Genomic DNA, 26,834 nt, shown 5'->3' on the forward strand with positions numbered 1-26,834 from the left:
TCCACTTCCACGGAAAGAACGGTGCCGATAACGATGCCTTTGGGAAATACCCCGCCATATCCGGAGGTAATAACGGTATCGCCGACAGCGACGTCATCCTGGGGAGGGATTTTGGACATAGCGAGTTTTTCATTGTCCGAATTATAACTGATGATGCCGAAGGAGCGATCTTCCTTACCTTTGATGGTAGCGGCAACCCCTTTGGAATCGGCCACGGAATCCGTCGCCGTCAACAGTTGAACTGTCGATGTAAAATCCGCCGGAAGCAGCACTCGGCCAATTAAGCCGGCTTCGGAGATGACCGCCATATTTTTCTTGATGCCGTCTTTCGATCCGACGTTTATCGTGATGACATGGCTGTAGGGGTCAGGCGCGTAGGCGCTTACCTCAGCGACATGATATTTATAATCATTTGCGGTCTTTTGCTTTTCCGTAAAGTTCAGCAGGCTTTTTAACCGTTCATTTTGCGCTTCCAGTTCGTTAAGCCGCATTGTATCCCGGGCATATTGTGAAAGTGCCAACCTCAGCGTTTTATTCTCAATATAGACGGTGTGCAAATCGCGGATATCCGCGACGACGCCGGCTGTATATCGCGCCGGAATGTTGAAAACACCCTGAGTCCAAGAAACGCAATCCTTAATGAATTTTTCCGGCCATGTCAATTTGTCCCTCGTTCCGATCCGTGTCAAACCAAAGATAGCGATAAACAAAACGAGGGTGAGCATGAGCACGAGTACTTTCCGTTTCCCCATAAAATTAAACAAGACGTACACCCTCATCTCAAGAAGTCTGCCTTGGACAATGATTGTCGCTAGGCAGACTCTCTCGTTCTCTTATCGCTTTGATTTAGTGTTCGTGGCCGACTTTGGTTTATTGAGCAGATGGATATTGTCGAGGGCTCTTCCCGTCCCGATCGCTACACAGTCGAGAGGATTATCGGCAACAAGCACCGGCATGCCAGTTTCCCTGGAAAGCAGCTTATCTAAATTACGCAGTAAACCGCCGCCGCCGGTAAGCACAATACCGCGGTCCATGATGTCTGCGGCCAGTTCAGGAGGACATTTTTCCAGAGTTACTTTTACCGCATCGACGATGGCATTAACCGTATCCGTCAGCGCTTCCGTCACTTCGTCAGAGCTGATGGTCATCGTTTTCGGAAGACCGGAGACCAGGTCGCGGCCGCGGATTTCGAGGGTTTCCACTTTCTCCATGGGGAGAGCGGAACCGATCTCGATCTTCATTTGTTCGGCAGTCCGTTCCCCGATCAAAAGATTATACATCCGTTTGATGTATTGGGTGATGGCTTCATCCATCTCGTCCCCGGCAATCCGAATGGAACGGCATGTCACGATGCCTCCCAAGGAAATAACGGCAACTTCCGTCGTTCCCCCGCCGATGTCTACAACCATACTGCCGGTCGGTTCCCAAACGGGAAGATCAGCGCCGATCGCTGCAGCAAAAGGCTCCTCAATGGTGTGAGCTTCCTTCGCACCCGCCTGCTTAGTGGCGTCTTCGACTGCCCGCTTTTCTACTGCGGTAATGCCCGAGGGAACGCAAACCATAACATTGGGATGGCTTTTGAACAAGCCCTTCTGTTTCTGGGCTTGGCTGATGAAATATTTGATCATAATGGCTGTGGTTTCAAAGTCGGCAATGACCCCGTCCTTCATCGGGCGCACAGCGCGAATATTACCCGGAGTCCGGCCAATCATTTTCTTGGCTGCTTCCCCAACGGCCTCTATTGTTTTCGTATCCGTCCGGATGGCGACAACCGACGGCTCCCGCATGACGATACCTTTTCCTTTTGCATATACGAGGGTATTTGCTGTACCCAAATCGATTCCAAGGTCTCTAGATCCTCCAAACATGTAAACACGTTCTCCCTTCTGTCGCAACCTATCCGATTGCTAGTCCTATTATATTACATGTACCCTTTTTCCTTCAAACTTATAAATCGGCCGTCGCCCAGGATCAGATGATCCAAAACTTCGATGCCGACCAGTTCCCCGGCTTCCACCAGTCTTGCAGTAATTTGTAAATCCTCGGGGCTTGGAGCAGGGTCGCCGCTAGGGTGATTATGTACGCAAATGATGGATGCGCTGCTGCACTTGATGGCAGCACGAAACACTTCCCGCGGGTGTACGATGGATGCGTTCAGACTCCCGATGGAAAGAGTCTCCGTTGCGATAATGCGATTTTTCGTGTTAAGAAACAGGCAGACGAAATGCTCCTTTTGCAGATAGCGCATATCTTCCATGAGGAATCGGGCTGCGTCTTCCGGTGAACGGATAAAATCTTTTTCCTCCAGGCTTGTCCGCGCCAACCGTCTCCCCAATTCGATCCCCGCTTGAATTTGCAGCGCTTTGGCTGGGCCGATGCCTTTTACCTGCATCAGCTGGTTTGTGCTCATATCCACCAAATTGCGCAGTGAGCCGGATTCCTTCAGAATCCGACAAGCGACGCTGACCGCTGATTCCGACACGGTTCCGGTGCGCAGCAGGATAGCGAGAAGCTCCGCGTCAGACAACGATTTTGCGCCCCGCTGCAGCATTTTCTCACGGGGTCTCTCATCTTTCGGCAAGTCATGCAGCGTTGTGAGTTTATCTTCCATTTCATCCAACATCCTTTGTTCCGATGCTACTCGCTGCATGACCAAGAAGCATTTTCTTATTATAGCATGTTCACCCGGTGTAACAAATGCAAATCCTCCCGGTAGCGGTACCATTTTTGTCCAAATTTATTCTATCTTATTAAATAAAAAAGCCGCACCATAACGGCACGGCAAAAATTAGGTATAAAGAAGGGGCTAACAGGCTTACATGACAGAAACGCCTAATTCCTCCAACATGTCCGCAAGAAGTGAAATGGACAAGCCGACCACGTTGAAAAAATCGCCATGGATCTCCTGCACGATAATCGACCCGATTCCTTGGGCTGCGTAGGACCCGGCTTTGTCCCTGCCCTCTCCGGTTCGAATGTAGCGGTCCAGTTGTTCATCCGTCAGTGGCTTTATGACAACATCCGTAACAGAGTGGCGAGTCAGCGCCTCTCCGGACTCCGCATCGAGACAAGTAATTCCGGTGTAGACTTGATGGGGCCGACCTTGAAGCTCTCGGAGCATCCTTTTCGCATGATCGTCGTCAACAGGTTTGCCGAACACTTGTCCATTCAAATAGACAATGGTATCTGCTCCGATCACGATCTTATCCTTACCGTCCTCCAAAGCCATCTGAACAGCCACCGCTTTTCTCAAAGACAGTTCCTCCACCATACGATCCGGAGCAAGAGAATCGGAGATGTCCTCATTTGTATCAATCGCGACAACCTCGTAGGGGATGTCTAACAGCTTGATCAATTCCTGGCGCCTCGGCGATTTGGAGGCAAGCACCAATGTTTTCGTCGTTGTCATTTCACACCTCATGTCCAAATTTCGAAAAAACGGACCCGTGTAGGGTCCGTTAACGGGTTGTCTTACATTTTGCGGTATAGCCAAATCGAAGTGATCATACATGCGACACTGAGCAAATTCATGCGAATTGTAATATTAATGTTGAACGTAAGCACATTCAGATCGGCGCTTGGTTTCCAGTTGATCACCGCTGAACGGGTCAAAAACGAGATGCCCTGAACCGGATCTAAAACAGCGGTCAGCACCGCACCTGTAATAATTCCCAAAATAAGAAAAACGGCGAACATGAGACCTGACTTTTTCATTGGCTCCCTGCCTTATTTTTTCCTTAAGTATTTCTTTTATGATATCAGAATGTATAAACTTCGGGGCATCAGCTTCCTGATATCACAAGAAAAACTACCTTTAAATGCGGTCTGGCTTCTTTGAATTTACGTTGATAGACGTTTTTCTTATTATAAAAGGATAGAAGCCGGGAGCGCAATGCAGATTTCGACAAAGCTTTCAAAAATCAGGAAATTCATGTAATCAAGAGGCGATGTTCGTCAATAGCTGCTTTTCCGCCAGAGCCGCTTGCATGATATAAATTTGCGCCTGCTGCAACTGCTGCGCCGATGGTTTGCCGGCGTAATCTTCCAACGCTTTTTCCGTCGTATGGATCGCATTGGACATCCGCTGCAGGAGCGCACCGGGATCTTTCGCCGCTCCCGATATGGCGGTCTTCTCCTGCTTCGCCCAGGCTTGATACGTCATCTTCATAGCATCGACGCTAGCGGCGTTGAGCGGAGTCGGCGATTCCTCATCAAGATGAACGATGGTCAACCCAGACATCATTTGCAGCATCTTATTGGCCTGGGTCAGGAAGCTTTGCAGCGACGCGGTGCTCCCGTCCCATTTCACGCGGCTCATGGCGGGCAATTTGACTTCCTTGGCGTAAATTTCAATGCCTTCATTCTGCAGGCGAAGTGCGTATTGCTTGCCGGTGGTAAGATCCGGCGCTATGCCGGCATAGACAAAATAAGAATCTCCGGACTCCGTGACAGCCGCCTTGCCCTTACCATCCAACGCCTGAGAGGCGACCTGCGCTCCGTCCGCCGTGCTGAATTTACCATTTTGCAGCAGAGTGAAGGAAAACGCCGGCAGCGAAATGTTGGCAGATGCTGAGACTGGCGCAGCGGATTTCCCCGTTCCGGATGAGTTGTCTGACTGGTCTTGCTCGATAACGGCGCTACCTTTATCCCCTAGGGTGGCATCTTCTTGTTTTGGCCCAGGTCCATTGAACATTTGCAGAACAAAGTAACCGAGCAATCCGCCCAGTGCCAAGGCTCCGGCCAAGGCTCCGGCGATTTTTAGCCATGCGGTATTCGGGCGGCGCAGCCTGCGGGCGGTAACGATGGGCATGTCCTCATACCGATCCTCATCTCTTTGGTAACCGTACGGATCATATTCTGGTTCCATTTTCACATCCTCACGGCGAAAAACCGGATCATTATCCCTGGGAGCACGAGAAGACCGCTCGCGGCGTTCCGTAAGATCATCCCGATACGACGTATAATCCATGTACTCATTGTCCCAATATTGGCCGTTCGATTGGACGTTCGTTTGATTGGTATAATGGAGCAACCCGTCGATGCGCTTCGTCTCTTCGTCGTAAGCGTCATAATTAGCTCCATAGGTATCCGATACCCGACCGGACCAATCATCCTCCGGAGCCTTCCGAAACTCTTCATGAAACAGAGGAATGACATTGATATCGTCCTTGTGGCTACCGTTCCCATGGGAGTTTCTCTCCCCGTAAACGGGAATCCGGCCGCCAAAGCCGTCGGCTCCCACCATCGGGGCAGCTTCCCGGTGGGACTCTCCTGCCTTCTCCTTGTTTCGTTCATCCCCTTCATATGGTTCACGGTTATCCCGTTTCATGCCGTTATCGTTAAACCGGTAGGTGATCCGCGCCTTGTTCATCTGTATCCCTTCCCTCTCATCCGTCGTTTCAGAATAAGTTGAACCAAAGATTGTAGCATTTGTTCAACTTATACTTCATGCATATGAAACAAGCCCGCATTATATGAGAGGAATAGCAAAGAAGCCGCGCAGGAAAGCGGACGAACGCTTTCTTACACGGCTTCCGGATATTTGCTTAAGTTATTGGTTGCGCAAATGTTTAGCCAGCCCGTCGGCTGCTTTCCATATGTCTCCTGCGCCCATGGTAATCACCAAATCTCCCGATTGTACTCGGCTTTTCAGATCCTCCAGCACAGCTTCTTTCGTCGGAATGTACCGGACGTTTCCATTGCTGTTTTGACGGATCAATTCAACCAATTTAGCGGAGGTGATGCCCTCGATCTGTTTTTCCCCCGCGGGGCTGTAGATGTCGGTAATGATCACTTCATCCGCTTCCGGGAAAGCCCGGCTGAATTGATCAAACAGAAAATAGGTACGGGTATAGCGCTGGGGCTGGAAGACGGCAATGATCCGCTTTCCCGTAGCTTTAGCGGCGCTGATGGTGGCCAGAATTTCCGTTGGGTGGTGAGCATAGTCGTCTATGACGAGAATATCATCCACTTCACCCAGCACTTGAAACCGGCGTTTCGCCCCGCGGAAGCCTGTGATCGCCTCAGCCGCTATTTCAAAGGTAAGCCCCGCCTGCATACAAACGATTAAAGCAGCCAGCGCGTTATAGACATTGTACTTGCCGGGAATCGACAACGTGACGGATCCCAGATGATCCTCTCCGTGGCGTACCTGGAACGTAACGGTTCGGTCGCCAAGCTGCAGGTCATAGGCCATGTAGTCGGCTTCATTGTGAATACCGTAGGTAATGGCGGTTGCGCCGAGCTCGGGCAGCATCTCCGAAAGATGCGGATCGTCGCCGCACACCACGGCTTTTCCGCCTTTTTTCACCTGGGTCAAAAACTTCCGGTACGCTTCCTTCAGGTTCTGGAAGTCCCCGCCGTAATGTTCCAGGTGATCGGCTTCGATATTGGTGACCACCGCCATAAGCGGATGGTATTGAAGGAAGGAGCCATCGCTTTCGTCTGCCTCGGCAATGACGTAATCGCCCTTGCCGGCTTTAGCATTGCTGCCCAGATTGACGATTTCCCCGCCGATGATGTAGGTAGGATCTTTGCCGCATGTCTCCATGATCAAAGCAATCATGGAAGAGGTTGTCGTTTTTCCGTGGGCGCCGGCAACGGCAACGCCTTTGCGTTCATTCATCAGCCGGGCGAGCATCTGCGAACGGTGGAGGACAGGAATTTTTAATTCCTCTGCCTGACGCATCTCCACGTTGTCGCCAGAAAGCGCCGTGGAATAAACAACGAGGTCGGCGCCGCGAACGTGATCGGCCTCATGACCGATGTACACCTGAGCGCCTTTGGCAGCTAACTTCTCCGTCAGCTCCTGCTGCACCAAATCCGAACCCGACACCCGGTATCCCAGCTCCAGCATTACCTTGGCGATGGCGCTCATTCCGTAGCCGCCGATGCCGATAAAATGGACATGTTCTGTGTTGTTCAATCCGTTCACCAACCTTTTTCGGAATCGGTCCGGCGCAAAACCCAGGAGCGTACGTCGGATATCAAATAAAGTGTGCCGCAAACAAGTGCTAAATCTTCCTCATCCGTCATCGCGATCAATGCGTCGAGGGCCTTTCTCCAGTCCGCTTCCACGATGATCTTCGGTTTATGTAAATCAGCCGGGAGGGAATTTGCCCGCTCGGCGAGAGCGGCAGCATCCATTTTTTTATGGAAGTCAGGCTCCGTGAAAATGACGGTGTCCGCCAGGGGAAGGATTTGGGATAAAAACCCCACATGATCTTTGGTGGAAATCATCCCCATCGCGATATTCAATTTTCGGTACCTGTAGGTTTCCTTCAGCGCGGCCGCCAAAGCAGCCGCTCCTTCGGGATTGTGGGCGCCGTCTAGGAGAAGCCGGGGATGGTTGGACACCAACTCCAACCGGCCGGGCCAACGGGTTTCCCGAAAGCCTTCGGCAATCTGCTCATCCTCCAAAACGACGGCATAATATTGCCGCAATACCTCCAGAGCCATGAAAGCAACCGAGGCGTTCTTAAATTGATGATAGCCGATCATGGACATCGGTACCTCTGCAAAATGACGGAAAGGCCCCATAAAATCGAAGGTTTGCCCCGTTTCACTGCTTGCCGTCGCCTCAAAATGAAACTCACGGTTCAAGCTGTACAGCGTCGCTTGCTTATCCGTGCACACCTGATGGACGACTTCCAGTGCTTCCGGCTGATCGATGGCGCTGACCACGGGAACACCGTTTTTGATGATACCGGCTTTTTCCCAAGCGATCTTCTCCAGGGTATCCCCTAAAACATCCATATGATCATGCCCGACATTCGTCAGGATCGAAAGGATCGGCGTTACGATATTCGTTGAATCGAGGCGACCGCCCAGCCCCGTCTCCCAAACGACAAAATCAGGAAAAACGGTTTGACCAAAATAGAGAATCGCCATCGCGGTAACCAATTCAAACATTGTCGGGGGTCCTGCCTCACCCTCTGCCAACTCGTCGGCCAAGGGCTTGAGCCTATTGGCAAGCCGCAGGACGTCCTCATCGGGAATGTCTTTCCCGTTGTAGCGCAAACGGTCGGTAAACCGCTCGATGTAAGGGGAGGTGAAGCTGCCGACATCGTAACCGTTCCGCTGCAATACCTCAGTCAAGTAAGCACATACAGAGCCCTTCCCATTCGTTCCAGCGACGTGGATAAATTTGAGCCGGCGTTCGGGATGCCCGAAATGCTCCATCAGCAGGTTCATCCGCGTAAGCCCCGGACGAATGCCATATACCGGTGCTCGCCGGGTTATCCAATCCACCGCTTCCTCGTAGCTTCGGAATGCGGCTTCGGACTGAATCATCATACCGCTGCCGCCTTCCGCTACATCATGTTCTATTGTCATCCAGACTCATCCTTTTTATATATATGAGTAAGTACCCGGGTTTGGTCCGTAAATTCGCCCGTAACGGCTCTTTTTAACCCTATCGGAAATAGGCGTCATAGCCCTCGTTGCAGAAGATGGGGGCTGATCATCAGCCCCGCAGTTCCGCGATACGAGCTGCCACTTTATCCCGTTTGTCGGAATAATCGGCCAGCTTCGCCTTCTCTTCTTCGATAACTTTAGCGGGCGCTTTAGCGACAAAGCCCTCGTTGCCCAGCTTCTTCATCACCCGGTCTACTTCGCTGTGCAAGGTTTGCAGTTCTTTTTCCAGGCGGGCGATCTCCTGGGTAATATCGATCAGCCCGGCAAGAGGTAAAATCAGCTCCGCCCCGGTGACAACGGCGGTCATTGCCTTTTCCGGCGCTTCCAGTCCCGTTCCCAGCGTAAGCTCGCTTGTTCCGCAAAAACGGCGCAAATAGTCTTCATTGCGAGAGAGAATCGCATAGGTTTCTTCGTCCGATGCATTCACCCGAAGCTCGATTTTCTTGCTCATCGGCACATTCACTTCGGCGCGGATGTTGCGAACGGCACGAATGATGTCCATCAAGAGCTCCATCTCGCGTACGGCATCTGGAGCGGCGAATTCCGCCTTCGGCGTCGGCCAAGCCGCCAAGGTGATAGTCTCTCCCTCGTGGGGCAGGTGCTGCCAAATTTCCTCGGTAATGTACGGCATGAAGGGATGCAGGAGGCGCAACGTTTGATCCAGAACGTAGGCCAGAACGCTGCGGGTCGTGGCTTTCGCCGCTTCATCCTCGCTGTACAGGGACAGTTTGCTGAATTCAATATACCAGTCGCACAGATCATCCCAAATAAAATTATACAGAAGTCGACCGGTTTCTCCAAATTCGTAGGTATCCAGCAAGCGGGTAACCTCTCCGACGGTTTCGTTCAAACGGGACAGTATCCAACGGTCTGCCGTGCCCAGCTTTCCATCCAGACGGATATCCTCCACTTTCATATCTCCCAAGTTCATCAGGGCAAAGCGGGAGGCATTCCAAATCTTGTTGGCAAAATTCCGTGCTTGCTCGACTTTCTCGATACGGAAGCGGAGATCCTGGCCGGTCGTGATACCGGTGGAAATCATGTAACGCATGGCGTCAGCGCCGTATTGGTCGATGATTTCCAAAGGATCGACGCCGTTGCCCAAGGATTTGGACATTTTGCGGCCTTCGGAGTCGCGGACGAGACCGTGGATGAGCACGTCCTTGAAGGGAATCTTGCCGGTATATTCCAGACCGGAGAAGATCATCCGAGATACCCAGAACAAAATGATATCGTAAGCGGTCACCAGCACGCTGTTGGGATAGTAGCGCTTGTAGTCTTCGCTCTCCGTGTTTGGCCAGCCGAGAGTGGAGAAAGGCCAAAGAGCCGAGCTGAACCAGGTGTCCATTACGTCATTGTCTTGAACGAGATCGGTACTGCCGCATTTGCCGCAAGCGTCAACCTCCGTCCGGGAAACGTGAACTTCTCCACAGGACTTGCAATACCAAGCGGGAATCCGGTGTCCCCACCACAGTTGGCGGGAGATGCACCAATCCCGGATGTTTTCCATCCAGTGCAGGTAGCTTTTCTCGAAGCGCTCGGTGACAAAATGAACGCCGGTGCCGTTTTTCTGGGCGGCAATGGCCTTGTCTGCGAGCGGCTGCATTTTCACGAACCATTGGGTAGACAGGTAGGGCTCAACAACAGCGCCGGTGCGCTCGCTGTGGCCGACCTGGTGGATATGCTCTTCGATCTTGGCCAGATATCCCTGCTCCTTAAGATCAGCGACAATCTTCTTGCGGCAGTCGAACCGGTCCAAGCCTTGATAAGCACCGGCATTGGCATTCATCGTGCCGGATTCGTCCATGACGAGAATTTGCGGCAGGTTGTGGCGGGTGCCTACTTCAAAGTCGTTGGGATCATGAGCAGGAGTGATTTTAACCGCGCCGCTACCAAAATCCATCTCTACGTACTCATCAGCGATAATCGGGATTTCTCGCCCGGTGAGCGGCAAGATCAGCATTTGGCCGATCAAGTGCTTATAGCGGCAGTCCTCAGGATGCACGGCTACGGCTGTATCTCCAAGCATCGTTTCCGGACGGGTGGTGGCTACGGTGATGAAACCGCCGCCTTCCTTCAGCGGATAGTTCAGATGGTACAGCGCGCCTTGAACTTCCTTATACTCCACTTCAATGTCAGACAGCGCCGTGCGGGCGGCCGGGTCCCAGTTGATGATGTACTTGCCGCGGTAGATGAGTCCCTTTTCGTACAGCCGGACAAAAACCTCGCGAACGGCGGCGGACAAACCTTCATCCAGAGTAAACCTCTCCCGGGAATAATCGAGGGATAGGCCCATCTTGGACCATTGCTTGCGGATGGAATTGGCGTAATGCTCTTTCCAATCCCATACCCGGTCGAGGAATTTCTCCCGACCCAAATCGTAGCGGCTGACGCCTTCCTCCCGCAGCTTTTGCTCCACTTTCGCTTGCGTAGCAATCCCGGCATGGTCCGTTCCCGGCAGCCACAGGGTATCAAATCCCTGCATCCGCTTGGTGCGGATCAAGATATCTTGAATGGTAAAATCCATCGCATGACCAATATGCAGCATGCCTGTTACGTTGGGGGGCGGGATGACGATGGTATACGGCTCCGCGTCCTTCCGCTGGCCCGCTTTGAAATATCCACCCTGCTGCCAATAATCGTACCATTTTCCCTCGGCTTCCTTCGGGTCATAGGTCGTGGGCATCTCTGCCGTGGGTTTGGTTTCATTGATTTCTGTCATAAGATAATCCCTCCATACGATTGCATCTGTGTTTGTCGCGGGGTTCGAATCGCCCCCGGAAAATGCAAAAAGCCCTCCGTCCGCTAAAGGACGAAAGGCATAAGCTTCCGTGGTACCACCTTCATTCCGCATCCACCGTAGGACGCGGCACTCATAAGCAGATAACGGCTGCTACCGGCGGCTGGCGGTGATCCGCTGCCGCAGCTCCAGGGTGACCTTCATCAACCGATTGACCCGCGGATCTTGCACCGTGTGACCCGCTCTCTGCAGGGATGGTTGACTACTCTTCCCATTCTTCGCTGTTTCATATTATCCCTATCATAACCATATTATCCTTTATCGTCAACGTTCATACCATTTGCTCCGAATTAGCATATCGGGTGATATTCGGCTCATATGCTTAAGCATGGCCCATTCGCCAAACGAGCTGTGCGAGCGCCAAGTCCGCGCAACTCCCCCTTTCTTTTATTAAGCTATCTAGGATAAACGGCTAACGCCGATCTTCCAGGACGAGCGACGTTAACCATAGCGGAAGGCTTATTGTAGTGCCAAACCTACAAATTCTTATGAAGCCAAAAAGAGGTGGCCTCCTTGCAGAAATGGTGGTGGAAATTCCGACCGACATTGCGGGCCGTGCTGTTCCCGCTCATCTGCATCCAATTCGTGCGCACGCTGCTGCTGCCGAACCCGGTGGATGTGCTTTTGCTGTTTGCTTTTTTCCTTGTCTATTTGGGCTTTCTCTTTGACGTGTATTGAAGAAACTGCGGCAACAGCCAATTTTTGAGTATGACTCCAAAGGAAAAGACTGCTCCTTGCCAATTACGGCTAAGAACAGTCTTTTCGCTCTGTTTATGGCCGATCGTATTCTTACGACGGGATCACAATAATCTGCCCCTCATCCAACTGCTGGGTGGAGAGACGATTATAAAGGGCAATTTCCCGGGGCTGAATCCGGTAGCGGTTAGCGATCTGCTCAATGGTTTCTTCCTTTTGAACGATACAGATCCTCATGCTTTTGAATTCCCCGAGTTCATCGTCTCGCAAGAACAGGTTTTTCCATTGCATGTCCTCGTGATACTGCTCAATGGGAGCTGTCTCGACTACAGCCGCGGTCCAGCGCCCAGACGCTTCGGCAAGAGAATGCAAACGGGCAACGGCAGTCAGCTTCTCGTCGGTCAATTCCGGATGCGAAGCCACCCCAGCCGTTACGACAGGTTCCGCGGATCGCTTCAGAGGCACAGCCGATTCGGCTGCAGGTTCTTCTGCGTAAGTAGTTGGAATGGCATTGTTGCTCCCAGGTTCTGCCTCCGGCTCGATCTCAGCAAGTGACAGATTATAAACCGGCACCAGCTCCGGCACGTTTGCCTGTTCGTTTTCCACGGCGAAGACGGTATATTCTGTATGGGCAGGATTCTCCTCTGATTGAACAACCTCTTCGTGCATTGCTGGTTCAAGCTGATCCGATTCGTTTGCTTCGTTTTCCACAACCGGTTCATTGGCTTCTGCCACTGCCCCTTCGCTTCTCTCGACAGATGAGAAAGCAGGCACATATTCCGGCGCCGATTGCACAGGAGTGTAAACGAACACCGTTTCTTCTTCGTCGGGTTCGTCCCAACTTTGCTCGGCAGAGGAGGAGGCAAGCTCTAATCCGTGTAGGGACAGCACACCCGTAACATTCAGGCTGCGGCTGTTCAGCATTTCAATATCAAATTGCTCGATCTCAACGTTAATGTCTTCCAGACGCTGCACGCGGCTTAAGGGCATCGTAATCTCCACCGGTATAAGATGCGCAAGTTCCCGTCCCGGCTCGCCTTCGTCCCCTGTATAGGTCCCGGTCAGCCACAGATTGCCTTTGATGACCGCATAATCCCGCTCCTCAAACACTTGAATATGGGGAATGAGCTCTGCCTCGTCCAGCGCCTGAATGCCGGCAAGTCCATCCGGCAAGCGCACGCGTTCGTAAATATCAAAACGCAAGCCGGAATGATTTTCCGTCATCCCATCTTCCTCCCTCCGATATCGTCATCCTTTCCCTAACCATTATATGGATGACCGAAAGGGAGCATGCCAACTATTTCACCGGTACATTTTCCTCAAATGTTGCAGCAGTTCGTGGAAATCTTCAGGTAGGGGACACTCGGCTTGAATCCATTCTCCCGTCATGGGATGAGGAAAACTTAATCGCTCTCCATGGAGGGCTTGCCGGTTGAAGGTGTATGTTACCGCCGGTCGTCCTGCTTTTGAACCAGATTCCGGCATGCTTGAAAAAAGCGCCAGTTGCCGTTTGCCGCCGTAAAGCTCATCACCGGCCAATGGATGGCCGATGTGGCTCATATGAACGCGAATTTGATGAGTCCTTCCGGTCTCCAGCCGCAGCCGCACCAAGGTAAAGCCGGGGAAATCTTCCACCGTTTCATAATGGGTCACCGCCGGATCCCCAGTCGCGCTGACCCGCCGTCGTCCCGCTTGATGCCGGTCCTTGCCGATGGGCGCGTCGATTGTCCCGCGCGCTGTACCTAGCCGTCCATGTACCACAGCCAAGTACGTGCGGCCGATGGTCTTTTTTCGCATCTCCTCGTCCAGGCGAAGCTGGGCTAGCTCGTTTTTAGCATAGAGCACAGGGCCGCTTGTATCTTCATCCAGACGATGAATATGACGCACGCGGCATTCCTGCCCTGTCATGATATAGTAGCCTGCGATGGCATTGGCCAGAGTGCCGTTTTCCTCTGGCCGCGAGGGATGAACCGCCATCCCCGCCGGCTTGTCCGCCACCAGGCAGAAATCGTCCTCGTACAGGATCGGCGGTACATTCCACTCCGCCGCAAATTGCGGTTCTTCCCGGGGAAACAAACGCAAAAAGAGGCGGTCGCCCTTGATCCGGACCCCTTTCTCCGCCTCCAGCTTACGTATGAGTTTATCCGGCAAGCCGCTTGCCTCCCGCAGCCAAACATTCAGATCCTGCCCATCTGCTTCTGCCGCCAATTCCAGCCATTCGTCTTTCCGAATGCCTGCTCTCATTGCGACTTTATCCCCCTCCAAGCGATCAATAGAAGGGCAAGGCCGAATACGGCCATCACCAGCAGCAAATCGGCAGGAACGCTAAAGAGCACATATTTTGCCAGCATATCCGTCCTCCTCATGCTAAATTTTCTTTAACGCCTCCAGATGAGCCGCAATCGTTGCGTCGATGTCATCATCCGTATGGGCGGCGGACACGAACATGCCTTCAAACTGGGAGGGCGCAATCACCACGCCGCCATCCAGCATATGGCCAAAATAGCTCGTAAATTGAGCCAGGTTCGAGGTTTTGGCCGTCTCGTAGTTGATAACTGGCCGGTCCGTGAAAAAGGGGCAAACCATGGAGCCAACCCGGTTAACGGAAAGGGCGATCCCCGTTTCTTCCGCATTCCGGCGAATGCCCGTCTCAAGCCTCCCTGCCGCTTCTTCCAAACGGTCATATACGGCGGGAGTAAGCAAGCTCAAGGTTGCGAAACCCGCCGCCATCGCCAAAGGATTGCCGGATAGCGTGCCGGCTTGATAGATTGGGCCGGATGGAGCGATTTGCTCCATGATCTCGCGCTTGCCGCCATATGCGCCGACGGGAAGCCCGCCGCCGATGACTTTACCCATGGTGGTCAAATCCGGCGTGACGCCGAAACGGCCTTGGGCGCTATGATAGCCGACCCGGAATCCGGTCATGACCTCATCGAAAATCAGCACCGTTCCGTACTTCGTCGTCAAGTCCCTGAGTCCCTGCAGGAAGCCCGGCTGAGGAGGGACGACGCCCATGTTGCCGGCCACGGGTTCCACGATGACGGCTGCCAAGTCCTCACCGAATTTTTCAAAGGCGAGCTTAACGGCTTCCAAATCATTGTACGGAGCGGTGATCGTATTGACCGCCACGCTTTCGGGAACACCCGGACTATCCGGCAGCCCTAATGTCGCTACGCCGGAGCCTGCTTTGATCAGCAGAGAATCCGCATGCCCATGATAACTGCCTTCGAATTTCAAAATCCGCGTCCGGCCCGTATAGCCGCGAGCCAAACGGATGGCGCTCATGGTCGCTTCTGTGCCGCTGTTGACCATCCGCACCACTTCAACGGATGGCACCCGTTCGCAAACCAGTTTCGCCATTTCCGTTTCCAGCTCCGTCGGGGTGCCGAAGCTTGTGCCTTTTGCCGCCGTGCGCTGAATGGCCGAAATCACTTCCGGATGGGCGTGGCCCATAATCAGCGGTCCCCAGGAGCAGATATAATCAATAAAGGTATTGCCGTCAATATCGTAGATGCGGCAGCCTTCGCCCCGCTCCACATAAACCGGCGTCAAGCCAACGGATTTGAAAGCCCGCACCGGACTGTTCACGCCGCCGGGAATGACCTTTTTCGCCGCCTCAAAAGCGATTCGAGATTTGTCGTCTACTCTTTTCCGCATGTCGCTCACTACAGCACCCTCCCACCTGTATCTTCCATCCATTATCCGCTATTTTCGCAAAAATGCCAGACACTCCGCTGCCGTATCCCGGCCTTGCCGGATGCAATCGGGCAGTCCGACGCCATCAAAAGCCGCTCCTGTCACATAAACCCCCGGCATGTCTGCCGCAAGCTCCGACCGGGCTGCCTGCACATTTTCCAGATGGCCGACGGGATAGTTCGGCATCGACCGGTATAGCCGGGTTACTTCATGAAACAGCGGCTCCGCGGTAATATGCATCAAATCGGCAACCTCGCGGCGCACGCCGGCTACCAACTCCTCGTCGCTCAGCTTCACCCATTCCTGATCTCCAGCCCGACCGACATAACAGCGCAAAAGCATGCGTCCCGGCGGAGCGGTATGCACCCATTTGGATGAGGTCCACGTACAAGCCGTGATGAACCGCCCTTCCTTGCGGGAAATGACAAAACCGGCCCCGTCAAAATCCGTCGCCGCTTCCGCTTCGTCAAAAGCGAGAACCACATTGGCTACCGAAATATAAGGCAGCTCAGCCAGCTTGCCGAGACCCGGATAAGCCGGAAGCAGCCCGGGATATTCATAGGTCGGAACCGTGACGATCATTACATCGGCAGCAAGCCGGTTTCCGTCCTCCAACTCCACCTGATAGGCTGGCGGCTGATCCGCTTGCCCCAAGCTAATCTCCGCCGCTGCGTCTTTATGAATCCGGACTGCGCCTGTGCCAGTTGCTATCTCCACGCCGTCCAGAGCCCGCAAGAGCCCTTTCACTAGGGTGTCCAAGCCGTGATTAAAGGAAAGAAACGCGCTGTTTCTGGCCGCTTCGGGCTGATCTGCCGGAGGTTTGGCCGTGCGCTGATCCTCCTGCATTCCCTTGATCAGGCTACCGCAGCGCTCTTCCGCTTCCTTGAACTGCGGAAAAGTTGCAGCCAGACTGAGCTTGAATAAATCCCCTGCATAAATACCGGCCAAGAGCGGTTCGGCGACATTTTCCACCATCTCCGTTCCCAATCTTCGCGCCAAAAATCCGCCGAGGGACTCGTCTCCCGGTTCCTCGCGTTTCGGGATGTCCAGATCCTTAAGCACCCGCGCTTTTCCTTCCGCACTGACCAAATCGGTTTCCATAAAGGCGTCCAAATCGGTGGGAACCCCCAGTACCATTCCTTTGGGCGCAGGGAAAAATTGCCCCCGCTGCAGAAAATACGACCGTTTCCCTTTCGCTCCCTGCCCGGTCAACTCCTGCTCCAAGCCAAGGGCAAGAGCTAGATCGATGATCGGCCGTTTGCGGGCCAGAAAAGAATCCGCGCCTTTTTCAATGGTAAACCCTTCGCGCTCCAAGGTATGGATTTTGCCGCCAAGTCTCGGGCTTTTCTCAACGATGCGAATGCGAAGGGGAATGCCGGCTTCAGCGGAATATTGTTTCAAATAAAAAGCGGTGGTCAGCCCTGTTATGCCGCCACCTAAAATGACTACTTCACGCAGGCCATCTTTCACCTAGCTCATTCCTTTCTAACTTTATCGCGCTGCCGCCTTATGATTTTCCAGGACGGATAAAATGCTGCTTCTTAACGCTTCCATGTAGAGCGGATCGATATTGAGGGATTCGGTGCGTTTCAGGTTCATGCCTAATTCCGCCGCCAACGCCTGGCACTCGATATCCACGTCGTACAACACTTCAAGATGGTCGGATACGAAACCGACGGGGCAAACCAGCACGTTGCGGGTGTTCTCCTCATGGCGCAGCTTGCGCAGCACATCGAGAATATCTGGGCCGAGCCACGGCTCCGCCGTCCGACCCGCGCTTTGCCAAGCAAATCGCCAGCGGGTGATGCCGGATTTTTCCGCTACGATCTTTGCGGTTTCCATCAACTGTACGGGATAAGGATCTTTCATAGCGAGAATCCGCTCCGGCAGACTGTGGGCGGTAAAAAGCACCTCCACCTCGTCCTTGCCGGTTCCCTCCGAGGAAAAAGCAGCCATTTCCTGCATCACCCGATTGGTCAGAGCTTGGATCAAACTCGGATTCAAGTGATAACTCTCTACAAATTGCATGGAGATTCCCAATTCATCTGCTTTCGTCCGGGCTTCTTTTATGTAACTTCCAACGCTCATGGTTGAATAATGCGGAGCGAGAACCAAGCCGATTGCTTCCTTGAGCCCATCCTTCGCCATCTCCTCCACTCCGTCAGCGACAAAAGGCTTGGCATGCTTCAACCCTTGATAGCACTGAAAGGTATATCTCCCGTCCCCGCGATTCAAGGCATCCTCCAGGGCGGCTACTTGCCGGTCTGTATTTTTCCGTAGCGGGAAAAACCCGCCGACAATCGCTTCATACCGGTGAATGAGATCCTGCAGCTGTTCAGGCGACGGCTTGCGTCCATGACGGATGTGCGTGTAATATTCCTCAATTTGATCCATGCTTTCAGGCGTTCCATAAGACATCACCAGTACGCCGATCCGAGCTTTGTCCGCCATGGTTAACGAGCCTCCTTCATTTGCGCCGCCAATGCTGTTCGGGAATAGTCGTGAATGAATGCCGTCAGTTCCGTTAATTTTTCCAGGGATGCCTCCGGAAACAGCCCATGCCCCAGATTGAAAATATAACCGGGTCCGCCCGCCATTCCTTCGTCCATGATCGTCCGGGCCTTTTCCTTGATCACGTCCATCGGCGCTGTCAGCACATAGGGGTCGAGATTGCCTTGAACAGCAAACCCTCCGCCGGTTCTTGCCCTTCCTTCCGCTATCGGAACCCGCCAGTCCAGTCCGATCACATCGGCTTGAATCGACTTTAGAAGCGGTAAAAGCTCGCCTGAGCTTACGCCGGGGAAATAAATTTTCGGCTGGGGTAGATCGACCAGCTCCGCGAAAATACGCTGAATGGTAGGCAGAACGTATTGGGCAAAATCGGCGGGAGAGAGCGCTCCCACCCAGCTGTCAAATAGCTGAACCGCTTTCGCCCCTGCCGCGATATGAGCTCTGAGATAGGCGATAGCCATGTCCCCCAGCTTGTCCATCAGAGCGAACCACACTTTAGGTGCGGCATACATCATTTCTTTTGTGCGGATATAGGATTTGGAAGGCCGTCCCTCGATCAAGTAGCTGGCAATAGTAAAAGGGGCTCCGGCAAAGGTGATCAACGGCACCGTGAGCTCCCGGTCGAGGATCTCGATGGTTTTCAGCACATGACCCAAATCTCCCTCCACATCGATGGGGCGGAGCCGAGCCACGTCCTGCTCATTGCGGATCGGGCTGGCAATAACCGGACCAATGCTAGCGACGATATCGAAATCGACGCCGATGGAGGCTACCGGATTCATAATATCGGAATAGAGAATCGCTGCGTCCACGTCCAGCTTCCGAACCGGCATCATCGTCACTTCGGCCGCCAGTTCCGGCTGTCTGCAGATTTCGAGCAGGCTGTATTTCTCCTTGATTTTCCGGTATTCGGGATCGTAGCGACCCGCCTGGCGCATATACCAGACCGGCAAAGCTTCTATAGGCTGCTTGCGGCATGCCCGCAGAAAAGTATCGTTAAAAGGCATGATTGAACTCCTTTTTTTCTTAAGATCGTTCTTCTTTCTATTATGCCTTATCGAACAATCGCGAGACAAGAAAGTTGCCTTCCCGCCACATAATTGTAACGATTTGCGGCGGATTTCGTTATATTTTGCATAGCATGCTGTAAGTTATTCGACAAAAGATCAAGACGAAAAGAGACCGCCCTCTCGCGCTCGACCCGTTCAGAACGAGTTTGAGAGGAACAGTCTCTGCAGTCGGATTATTAAACCCGAGCTTCCTTCAGCCAGCGTGCGGCATCCTTGGCAAAATAGGTGATGATCATATCGGCGCCTGCCCGTTTAAAACCGGTCAGTGTCTCCATTACGATGGCTTGCTCGCTGATCCAGCCGTTCATGGCAGCGGCTTTGACCATGGAATATTCGGCGCTGACATTGTAAGCCACGACAGGAAGGTCAAAGTTGTCGCGAACCGTGCGGATGATATCCATGTAAGCGAGGGCCGGTTTAACGATTAGCATGTCGGCTCCCTCCTGGACGTCGGATTCCGCTTCCCGCAGAGCTTCCCGGGCGTTTGCCGGGTCCATTTGATAGGTTTTGCGGTCGCCGAACTGGGGAGCGGATTGAGCCGCTTCGCGGAAGGGACCGTAGTAGGCGGAAGCATATTTCACCGCATAGGACATGATCGGGGTATCCTGATAACCTGCCTCGTCAAGAGCGGAACGGATTGCGGTGACGAAACCGTCCATCATATTGGATGGCGCGATGATGTCGGCCCCCGCCTTAGCCTGGGATACGGCTGTGGCGGCCAAAAGGTCCAACGAGTCGTCGTTGGTAATGACGGTTTTGTTGGTGTGAGGGTCTGTATGCACCATACCGCAGTGGCCATGGTCGGTATATTCGCACAGACAGGTGTCGGCAATCACCAGCAGATCGGGAGCCAGCTCTTTGATGCGGCGGGTCGCCTGCTGAACGATGCCATCCTCGGCGTATGCGGAGGTGCCGACGGCGTCCTTATGCTCGGGAATGCCAAAGAGCAATACCGCCGGAATGCCGAGTGCCGTCACTTCGGCAATCTCCTCCTCCAACCGGTCAAGGGACCAGTGGAAGACGCCGGGCATCGAGGGGATTTCCCGTTTGATCCCTTCTCCATAGGCAACAAAAATGGGATAAATCAAGTCATGGACGGAATAAGCATACTCCCGTACCATGCCCCGCAAGGCGGCGGACGATCTTAACCGGCGGTGCCGGACAACAGGAAAACTCATGTTCCTTACCTCCAACTCTATTTTTAGTGGTCTTCTGAGAACGAAAGGGCATCGATGAGCGACGAAATCGTCGCTTCCTTTGCCGTCACTATGCGGATAAAGCCGAAATCACGGGCAGTCTCCGCCGTAACCGGACCGATGCAGTAAGCCGGAAGCTTCGCTGCCAGACAGAGGGCTTCCTCCCGGCTTCCGGTTTCCTTCTCCAGAACCGTGAACAAATTGCGTACGGTAGAGGAACTGGTAAACGTGATGGCATGCAGCTCGTTTTCCTGCAGCATGCGAACTAAATCCGCTGCGTTTTCACCCACGGGGATGGACTCATATACGTCTGCTTCCGTCACTTCAAGCCCACGCTTGCCCAGTTCGGCAGGCAGCAGCTCCCGGGCAATTTCCGATCGAGGCAGAAGCGCCTTCTGTCCCTTCCGCAAATAAGGGTCGACCGCTTGCAGCAGATCTTCCGCCTGGAACTTACCGGGCAGAATATCCGCCGCAAGGCCCCTCTCCCGCAGGGCTTGGGCCGTAGCCGATCCCACCGCCGCCAGCCGTGCTCCGGCTAAGGCGCGGATATCTTGCCCCGTCCGGGCCAAGTGGCGGAAAAAGTACTCAACACCATTGACGCTGGTGAAAAATACCCAATTGTAATCCGCCAACTTACTAAATGCGGTATCAAGATTAGCCAACTTTTCCGGATCGGTAGGCTCCCGCAGCTGGATAACCGGAAACTCCACCGGTTCACCGCCGGCTTCATCGATGAGGTCCGCCAGCTCGCTTGCCTGAGCGCGGGAGCGGGTAACGAGAATCCGTCTGCCGAACAGCGGTTTTTTCTCGTACCACGCCAGCTTGTCTCGTAATTTAACCACTTCGCCAACAATGATGATGGCAGGGGATGTAAAGCCGGATGACTCTACTTTTTGCACGATATCGTCAAGGGTACCGGTTAAGGTGCGCTGCTCCGGCCGGGTTCCCCAGCGGATAACCGCCGCCGGCGTGTCGCTCGGCTTGCCGTTGGCGATGAGAGTATCGCGGATCATGGCGATACTGCTTACGCCCATCAAGAAAATGATCGTTCCCGTCGCCGTCGAAAGCTTGGCCCAATCAATGTTGGAATCATCCAGCTTCTTGCACTCGTGTCCGGTTACAATCGCCAAAGAGGAGGTCAAGTCCCGATGGGTAACGGGAATGCCGGCATATGCCGGAACGGCGATGGCCGATGTGATGCCGGGAATGATTTCAAAATCGACGCCATTATCAGCCAGAAGCTCGGCCTCTTCACCCACTCGTCCAAAGACGCTAGGGTCGCCGCCTTTGAGCCGGGCGACGGTTTTCCCCTTCAGCGCCAAGTCGGCCAATAGCTGGTTGATTACTTCCTGGCGCAGCGTATGGCGGTCGGGAAGCTTGCCGACATAAATCCGCTCCGCCCCTTCTTTCATATATTTCAATAGAGCGGGGTTAGCCAATCTGTCGTAAACAACTGTATCCGCCTTTTGGATGGCCTCCAACCCACGGAGCGTGATCAACTTCGGATCTCCGGGACCTGCTCCAATCAGGTAGACTTTCCCCTTCTTTTCGTTGGTCATGACTTCCCCCTCCTTATCAGGCGAATATTGCGATAGCCTCTTGCGGCTTACGATTCAGCCGATTGTGCCGCCTCCGCCAGGATGCGGTCCGCCCCCCGGGCGATCAGCGCTTCGGCCAGCTCCAGCCCCAGCGCCTCCGGATCGTGGCCGGAGCGCTCCTCCCGGAGCAGGCCGCTGCCGTCGGGGCGGCCGACCATGCCGGCTAGGGTCAGCGCCGGCCGGCTGGCCTCGCCGCCTGCGAGCACCGCATGGGCGCCGATGGGCACCTGACAGCCGCCGTTCAGACGGCTGAGGAATGCCCGCTCGGCGCGGACCGCCAGCGCGGTCTCTTCATGGTTGAGCCTGCCCAGCAGGTCAACCATGAAGTCGTCGCCGCCTCTGCATTCGATGCCGAGGGCCCCCTGGCCCACGGCGGGAATGCAGAGTGCAGGCGGCAAATACGCGCTGATGCGGTCCTCCCAGCCCATGCGGATGAGACCGGCGGCAGCCAGCACCACCGCGTCAAAGCCCTCCTCCGTCAGCTTGCGCAGACGGGAGTCGATATTGCCGCGGAGGCTCTCCACCTTAAGGTCCGGCCGCGCCGCCAATAGCTGGGCCGCCCGGCGCAGGCTGCTGGTGCCGATCCGTGCTCCTTGAGGCAAATCCTCCAAGGAATTGACTCCCTTGGTGATCAGCGCATCACGAGGATCGACCCGTTTGGGCACAGCGCCGATGATAAGGCCGTCTGCGCGAGCCGACGGCACATCCTTCATGCTGTGCACGGCCATATCGATCTCGCCGTTCTGCAAAGCCTGCTCGATCTCTTTGACAAACAGACCCTTGCCCCCGACTTTCGATAACGTAACGTCGAGGATGCGGTCGCCTTTGGTGACAATTTTTCGGATTTCAAAGGTGCATTCGATACCGGCTTGCGCGCAAATTTCCTTCAGGCTATCGATGACATGACCGGTCTGGGTCAGCGCCAATGCGCTTTGCCGGGTCCCTACGTAAATGGTTCGCATCGCAGTTGTTCCTCCTGTTTCCTGAATCGATTTCTATGTATCAAACCCAAAATGTAATCCCTATTTTCTTTCTTCATTCCATTTCATTCTCACTATTAAATCCGGGCATAAGCCCATCCCACATGAGGCGAGCCAGATCCTCCGGTGCCGCAGACGCCCTTTCCAGCACGCGTCCGCGGAATGCATCAAAACCGCCTTCGCGGACCAGGGTCAGCACATCCCAACCTGCCGTTTCCTGCAGCAAGCGACGGCGCAACCTCTGGTCCGTGCAGCTTGCCATAAGCGCCGCCCGCACCTCACTCAAAAACTGCAAGATAAGGTCATATTCCTCTCCATATCTTTGCTCCAGCTCCTCTTTGATGGCGACGGCCGTTCCGGGACTGGCGCCGGATGTGGAAACGGCAATCTGCAGATTGCCTCTGTTCATGACTGCCGGAACAATGAAGCTGCTGCCATCCGGGTCATCCGCGGCATTGACCAACGCTCCGTCCTCCTCCGCTTCTTGGCAAACCGCTTCGTTAACCCCGCGATCACCAGAGGCGGCATATACGAGAAAAGCGCCGGCTATATCCCCGCGCTCATAGCTTCGATTCAAAATGGTCAGCTGTCCTTGGTCCGCCAGTTTCGTTAGCAATGGCGTCAATTCCGGGCTGATGACAACCACAACGGCGCCTGACTCCAGGAGCGCCGACGCTTTTCGTTCCGCAACAGACCCTCCGCCCACGATGACGCACTTTTTCCCGGCCAAAGCCAGCATAACGGGATAGTACCGGAACACGACCCTCACATCCAGACCCATTGATGAAAATTCGAGAAAAGACTAGATACAACCAAACTGATCAGCATCACGCCGAAGGCCGCAATTCCCCAGTATGAGCGCCGGGGACCGTCCCAACGAGAAGATGCCATAACATAAAGATAGGACAAGTACATGGCCAAGGTCAACCAAGACGCCAACACCTTCGCATCGGCAAGCTGGGCCACATCTCCCTGCAGTAGGACCCAAACGGTGCCAAGGGACAACGCCGATATCAGCAGCGGAACGCCGATCATTACGGAGCGATATGCATAGCGCTCGGCGATCTCCAAACTGGGGAGGCGCATCAGAGCGGAGGACCATGTTTTCTCCTTCAGCCGGCGGTGCAGATACAAATACATCCCGCTAAAAACGGCACCGGCGGCAAATGCGGCATAGCTCCCGACAGCAAGAGAAATATGGATGAGCAGCAGCCCGCCGGAAACGTTCCAGCCGCCGATCTCCAGGGCGGCATCGCGGCCGCCGAACATGTCGAGAGCGAGGGCAGCTAAACCGAGGACGTTGATCAGAAAAACAAACAGCTCGATGCGGAACAATCGGTCGATAATCAAAGAAACGCCCACAAGGAGCCAGGAAAAGAGCAGGACGGTTTCCTCCATAGGAATCGCCGCGAGAAAGCCATGCCGGGTGAAGCCCTCCAGCATGTAGACAGACTGCAATACCCATACGAAAAGAAGAAGCCCCGCGCCTATCCGTTTGGCGCTCCGATTCCTTTTCAGAAAATCGGAGAAATAAAACAGCAGGCTTAGGGCATATAGATAAAGAATCGCTTCATATAAAAAAATCCGCGTAAGCATATCGCCCTCCTGCGCCGAAGATTCGCCCGTTTAAGACTTAGGGCTGGACGGCGATCTCCCGATTCGGCAGCAGGGCAGCGGCAAACCGATCCCGTTTCACCGTATCGGCAGACTCCCGCTCGACGCGTTCCAAAGCTTCCCGTGCCTCCGCTTCAGCAGCTTGGGCGGCTGCCAGCTCCGCTTCTTTTTCCGCCAATTGTTCCTCCAAGGCCAGCAGCTTCACGAACATATCCAGCGCTTCCGCCCCGTCCCGCTCGCCAGCCATTTCCTTCACCCGCAGGATCGGGTCGCGCATCATTTGGTTCAGCATGCTTTTGGTCAGACGGCGAATAATCGTTTCTTCCCGCTCCGTTAACGACGGCAGCTTTTTCAGCATGCTATCCAAGGTGTCCTCATGAATGCGGCTCGCCTTCGTCTGCAACGCCTGAATGACGGGAGCGACGCCTAGAGTTCGATACCACAAGTCATAGGCCTCGTATTCTTCCGCAATCATCTTCTCAATCACCGCAGCTTCTTTGCGGCGTTCCTCGAGATTGCCCGCCACCATCGTTTCCAGATCGTCAATGTCATACAGAAAAACATCGGCAAGCTCGGCGATACCGGGGTCGATGTCGCGAGGAACGGCAATATCGATCATGAACAAAGGACGATTTCGGCGCGCCGGCAATACGGCAGCCACCATTTCTTTTGAAATCACAACCTCCTGGGAGCCCGTCGAGCTGATCACGATATCGGCCATGGCAAGCGCCTGAGGTAGCTGTTCCAAGGAAAAGGCTACGCCGTTCATTTTCCCCGCCAGCTCCCGGGCTTTTTCCGCCGTGCGGTTAACCACTAAAATCTTTTCCGCTCCTCCGGCGTTCAAGTGCTTCGCCGTCAGTTCGCTCATTTTTCCGGCGCCGATCAAAAGCACGGTTTTTCCCTCAAACTGGCCGAATATCCGTTTGCCCAGTTCTACCGCCGCATAACTCACCGAAACGGGATTCTCGCCGATGGCGGTCTCCGTTTGTGCCCGTTTTCCGACAGTAATCGCCTGCTTGAATATCCGGTTGAAGAGTGTACCCGTTGCCTGCTCACGCTGAGCCAGGAGGAATGCGTCACGCACCTGGCCCAAAATTTGCGTTTCCCCGATGATCATCGAATCCAGCCCGCAGGATACGCGGAACAGGTGCCGAATCGCTTCCCCGTCCTCCATAAAATAAAGATAAGGGTTAAACGCCTCCCGGGAGACGCCAAACCTTTTCTCCATATAAGCTCTTATATGATGTCCGCACATTTGGTTGCGGTCTACGACCAGATAGATCTCCGTACGGTTACAAGTGCTGATTATCACACATTCCAGCACGCTAGTTGTCATCTTCAGCTCCCTCAGAGCGAGCGGCATCTCCTCCGCCGCAATGGCAAACTGTTCTCTGATTTCAACGGGAGCCGTCCGATAGTTCAAGCCAACCGCCAAAATATGCATCGTTTTTTCACCTGCCGCGATTAAAGTAGAAATGTTCTCAATATGAAAATAATTATAACATATCTCACAGAAATGCTGTTCGCCATAACCCGCAAAAAATATGAAGAACCTGTGTCGGATATCATAGACGCCTTGAACGATCATGAAATTGCCAATCGTTTTTTATCCTTCCAGATTTGGGCTGTATTATTCATTCTGCAGCAATTTCATCGCTTCCCGATCCAGCTTCGCCAAGGCATCGTTTTGGGTCGTAACGACTTCTCCCCCGGTCGTGATCAATTTGGCGTAATGTTCGCTTATTTCTTTATAGAGCGTAGCCATTTCCCGCCACTTATTCGTGTCCCCCGCAAAGCCGGATTCCGATTCGGGAACGCCGCTAATTTGCGCTCCCATGAGATATGACAGCAGCTCTTGAAGCGAATCGAGGGTATCCACACGGTCTTCGCCGTAGGTAAGAACAAGCTTCTCGTGACTAAAGCGGGCAATATAGACGAGACGCTTCAGCGATTCCATCTCCGGAGCACCTTCCGGCGGCTGCTGCAGCGCGCTTGCAAGAGCCTGCATTTGAAACAAACAGATCTGGTATAAATATCGTTCCGCCTCAGGTTTATCCGTCTTGGCCCGATACCAATCTACCGTTTGATAGATTGTGCCTGCGGCCATAAACAGTACAATCAACCAGAGCAGAATGGGGAAACGCCTTCTTCGCATCATGCCGGAGAACCCCCTTTGGTGGACATTCTCCTAACCTTATGCGAGACAATGCAAAAAAAAGACCGAGCAGGGGGATTCCTCTGCCAGGCCTTATCATAAG

Annotated in this window: 23 protein-coding genes and 1 other annotated feature; of the genes, 1 reads left to right on the forward strand and 22 read right to left on the reverse strand. The window is 53.8% G+C overall.

Annotated features, from left to right (window positions below):
- From mreC to TJ79_RS09870, 9 genes are all read right to left on the reverse strand, one after another.
- The coding region (gene mreC, locus TJ79_RS09830) for a rod shape-determining protein MreC (protein WP_040950160.1) at positions 1 to 752 on the reverse strand (752 nt) is incomplete at its 3' end.
- A gap of 81 nt (positions 753 to 833) precedes the next feature.
- A complete protein-coding gene (locus TJ79_RS09835) occupies positions 834 to 1,868 on the reverse strand; it encodes a rod shape-determining protein (protein WP_040950135.1) in 1,035 nt (344 codons plus the stop codon).
- Positions 1,869 to 1,921: 53 nt separating this feature from the next.
- Positions 1,922 to 2,611: a RadC family protein gene (radC, locus tag TJ79_RS09840; protein WP_040950136.1), complete on the reverse strand. Its 690-nt coding sequence runs from the start codon at positions 2,609 to 2,611 to the stop codon at positions 1,922 to 1,924.
- A gap of 204 nt (positions 2,612 to 2,815) precedes the next feature.
- The gene (locus TJ79_RS09845) at positions 2,816 to 3,409 is read right to left on the reverse strand and encodes a Maf family protein (RefSeq protein WP_040950137.1); all 594 of its coding nucleotides are present in this window, start codon (positions 3,407 to 3,409) and stop codon (positions 2,816 to 2,818) included.
- 62 nt (positions 3,410 to 3,471) lie between these two features.
- Positions 3,472 to 3,714: a DUF4321 domain-containing protein gene (locus TJ79_RS09850; RefSeq protein WP_040950138.1), complete on the reverse strand. Its 243-nt coding sequence runs from the start codon at positions 3,712 to 3,714 to the stop codon at positions 3,472 to 3,474.
- A gap of 223 nt (positions 3,715 to 3,937) precedes the next feature.
- On the reverse strand, positions 3,938 to 5,371 hold the full coding sequence (locus tag TJ79_RS09855) for a hypothetical protein (protein WP_040950139.1): 1,434 nt from the start codon (positions 5,369 to 5,371) through the stop codon (positions 3,938 to 3,940).
- Positions 5,372 to 5,551: 180 nt separating this feature from the next.
- A complete protein-coding gene (gene murC, locus TJ79_RS09860; protein ID WP_040950140.1) occupies positions 5,552 to 6,925 on the reverse strand; it encodes a UDP-N-acetylmuramate--L-alanine ligase in 1,374 nt (457 codons plus the stop codon).
- Positions 6,926 to 6,930: 5 nt separating this feature from the next.
- The gene (locus TJ79_RS09865) at positions 6,931 to 8,334 is read right to left on the reverse strand and encodes a bifunctional folylpolyglutamate synthase/dihydrofolate synthase (RefSeq protein ID WP_238322924.1); all 1,404 of its coding nucleotides are present in this window, start codon (positions 8,332 to 8,334) and stop codon (positions 6,931 to 6,933) included.
- Positions 8,335 to 8,464: 130 nt separating this feature from the next.
- Entirely contained in the window at positions 8,465 to 11,137 is a 2,673-nt protein-coding gene (locus tag TJ79_RS09870; protein ID WP_040950162.1) for a valine--tRNA ligase, read from the reverse strand.
- 83 nt (positions 11,138 to 11,220) lie between these two features.
- Positions 11,221 to 11,443 (reverse strand) — a binding site (T-box leader).
- Between the two features lie 285 nt (positions 11,444 to 11,728).
- On the opposite strand from TJ79_RS09870, the gene TJ79_RS27735 reads away from it, so the two are divergent.
- On the forward strand, positions 11,729 to 11,893 hold the full coding sequence (locus TJ79_RS27735) for a hypothetical protein (protein WP_202903311.1): 165 nt from the start codon (positions 11,729 to 11,731) through the stop codon (positions 11,891 to 11,893).
- 111 nt (positions 11,894 to 12,004) lie between these two features.
- Here TJ79_RS27735 and TJ79_RS09875 read toward each other — a convergent pair whose 3' ends face one another.
- From TJ79_RS09875 to TJ79_RS25870, 13 genes are all read right to left on the reverse strand, one after another.
- A complete protein-coding gene (locus TJ79_RS09875; protein ID WP_040950141.1) occupies positions 12,005 to 13,135 on the reverse strand; it encodes a LysM peptidoglycan-binding domain-containing protein in 1,131 nt (376 codons plus the stop codon).
- Positions 13,136 to 13,213: 78 nt separating this feature from the next.
- Entirely contained in the window at positions 13,214 to 14,155 is a 942-nt protein-coding gene (locus TJ79_RS09880; protein ID WP_040950142.1) for an RluA family pseudouridine synthase, read from the reverse strand.
- Positions 14,156 to 14,278: 123 nt separating this feature from the next.
- Positions 14,279 to 15,568 (reverse strand): glutamate-1-semialdehyde 2,1-aminomutase, encoded by a 1,290-nt coding sequence (gene hemL, locus TJ79_RS09885; RefSeq protein ID WP_040950163.1) that lies wholly within the window; start codon positions 15,566 to 15,568, stop codon positions 14,279 to 14,281.
- Between the two features lie 48 nt (positions 15,569 to 15,616).
- A complete protein-coding gene (gene hemG / locus TJ79_RS09890) occupies positions 15,617 to 17,077 on the reverse strand; it encodes a protoporphyrinogen oxidase (RefSeq protein WP_040950143.1) in 1,461 nt (486 codons plus the stop codon).
- 21 nt (positions 17,078 to 17,098) lie between these two features.
- Positions 17,099 to 18,058 carry a ferrochelatase gene (hemH, locus tag TJ79_RS09895; RefSeq protein WP_040950144.1) on the reverse strand — a complete coding sequence of 320 codons (960 nt, stop codon included), beginning with the start codon at positions 18,056 to 18,058 and terminating at the stop codon, positions 17,099 to 17,101.
- A gap of 2 nt (positions 18,059 to 18,060) precedes the next feature.
- Entirely contained in the window at positions 18,061 to 19,125 is a 1,065-nt protein-coding gene (hemE, locus tag TJ79_RS09900) for a uroporphyrinogen decarboxylase (protein WP_040950145.1), read from the reverse strand.
- A 239-nt stretch (positions 19,126 to 19,364) separates the two neighbouring features.
- On the reverse strand, positions 19,365 to 20,366 hold the full coding sequence (gene hemB, locus TJ79_RS09905) for a porphobilinogen synthase (protein ID WP_040950146.1): 1,002 nt from the start codon (positions 20,364 to 20,366) through the stop codon (positions 19,365 to 19,367).
- A gap of 23 nt (positions 20,367 to 20,389) precedes the next feature.
- The gene (cobA, locus tag TJ79_RS09910) at positions 20,390 to 21,943 is read right to left on the reverse strand and encodes a uroporphyrinogen-III C-methyltransferase (protein WP_040950147.1); all 1,554 of its coding nucleotides are present in this window, start codon (positions 21,941 to 21,943) and stop codon (positions 20,390 to 20,392) included.
- Positions 21,944 to 21,990: 47 nt separating this feature from the next.
- On the reverse strand, positions 21,991 to 22,944 hold the full coding sequence (hemC, locus tag TJ79_RS09915; protein ID WP_040950148.1) for a hydroxymethylbilane synthase: 954 nt from the start codon (positions 22,942 to 22,944) through the stop codon (positions 21,991 to 21,993).
- 73 nt (positions 22,945 to 23,017) lie between these two features.
- The gene (locus TJ79_RS09920; protein ID WP_081756816.1) at positions 23,018 to 23,743 is read right to left on the reverse strand and encodes a precorrin-2 dehydrogenase/sirohydrochlorin ferrochelatase family protein; all 726 of its coding nucleotides are present in this window, start codon (positions 23,741 to 23,743) and stop codon (positions 23,018 to 23,020) included.
- Positions 23,728 to 24,558, reverse strand: coding sequence for a cytochrome c biogenesis protein CcsA (gene ccsA, locus TJ79_RS09925; protein WP_040950149.1), 831 nt, complete (start codon positions 24,556 to 24,558; stop codon positions 23,728 to 23,730). The genes TJ79_RS09920 and ccsA overlap by 16 nt, the downstream gene beginning before the upstream one ends.
- Positions 24,559 to 24,595: 37 nt before the next feature.
- Positions 24,596 to 26,020, reverse strand: coding sequence for a glutamyl-tRNA reductase (gene hemA, locus TJ79_RS09930; protein ID WP_040950165.1), 1,425 nt, complete (start codon positions 26,018 to 26,020; stop codon positions 24,596 to 24,598).
- 186 nt (positions 26,021 to 26,206) lie between these two features.
- Complete coding sequence (locus TJ79_RS25870; protein WP_052339447.1) at positions 26,207 to 26,734, reverse strand: hypothetical protein; 528 nt, start codon at positions 26,732 to 26,734, stop codon at positions 26,207 to 26,209.
- Positions 26,735 to 26,834: the final 100 nt, after the last annotated feature.

The sequence above is a fragment of the Gorillibacterium massiliense genome, assembly GCF_000455485.1.
GTDB lineage: Bacteria > Bacillota > Bacilli > Paenibacillales > NBRC-103111 > Gorillibacterium > Gorillibacterium massiliense.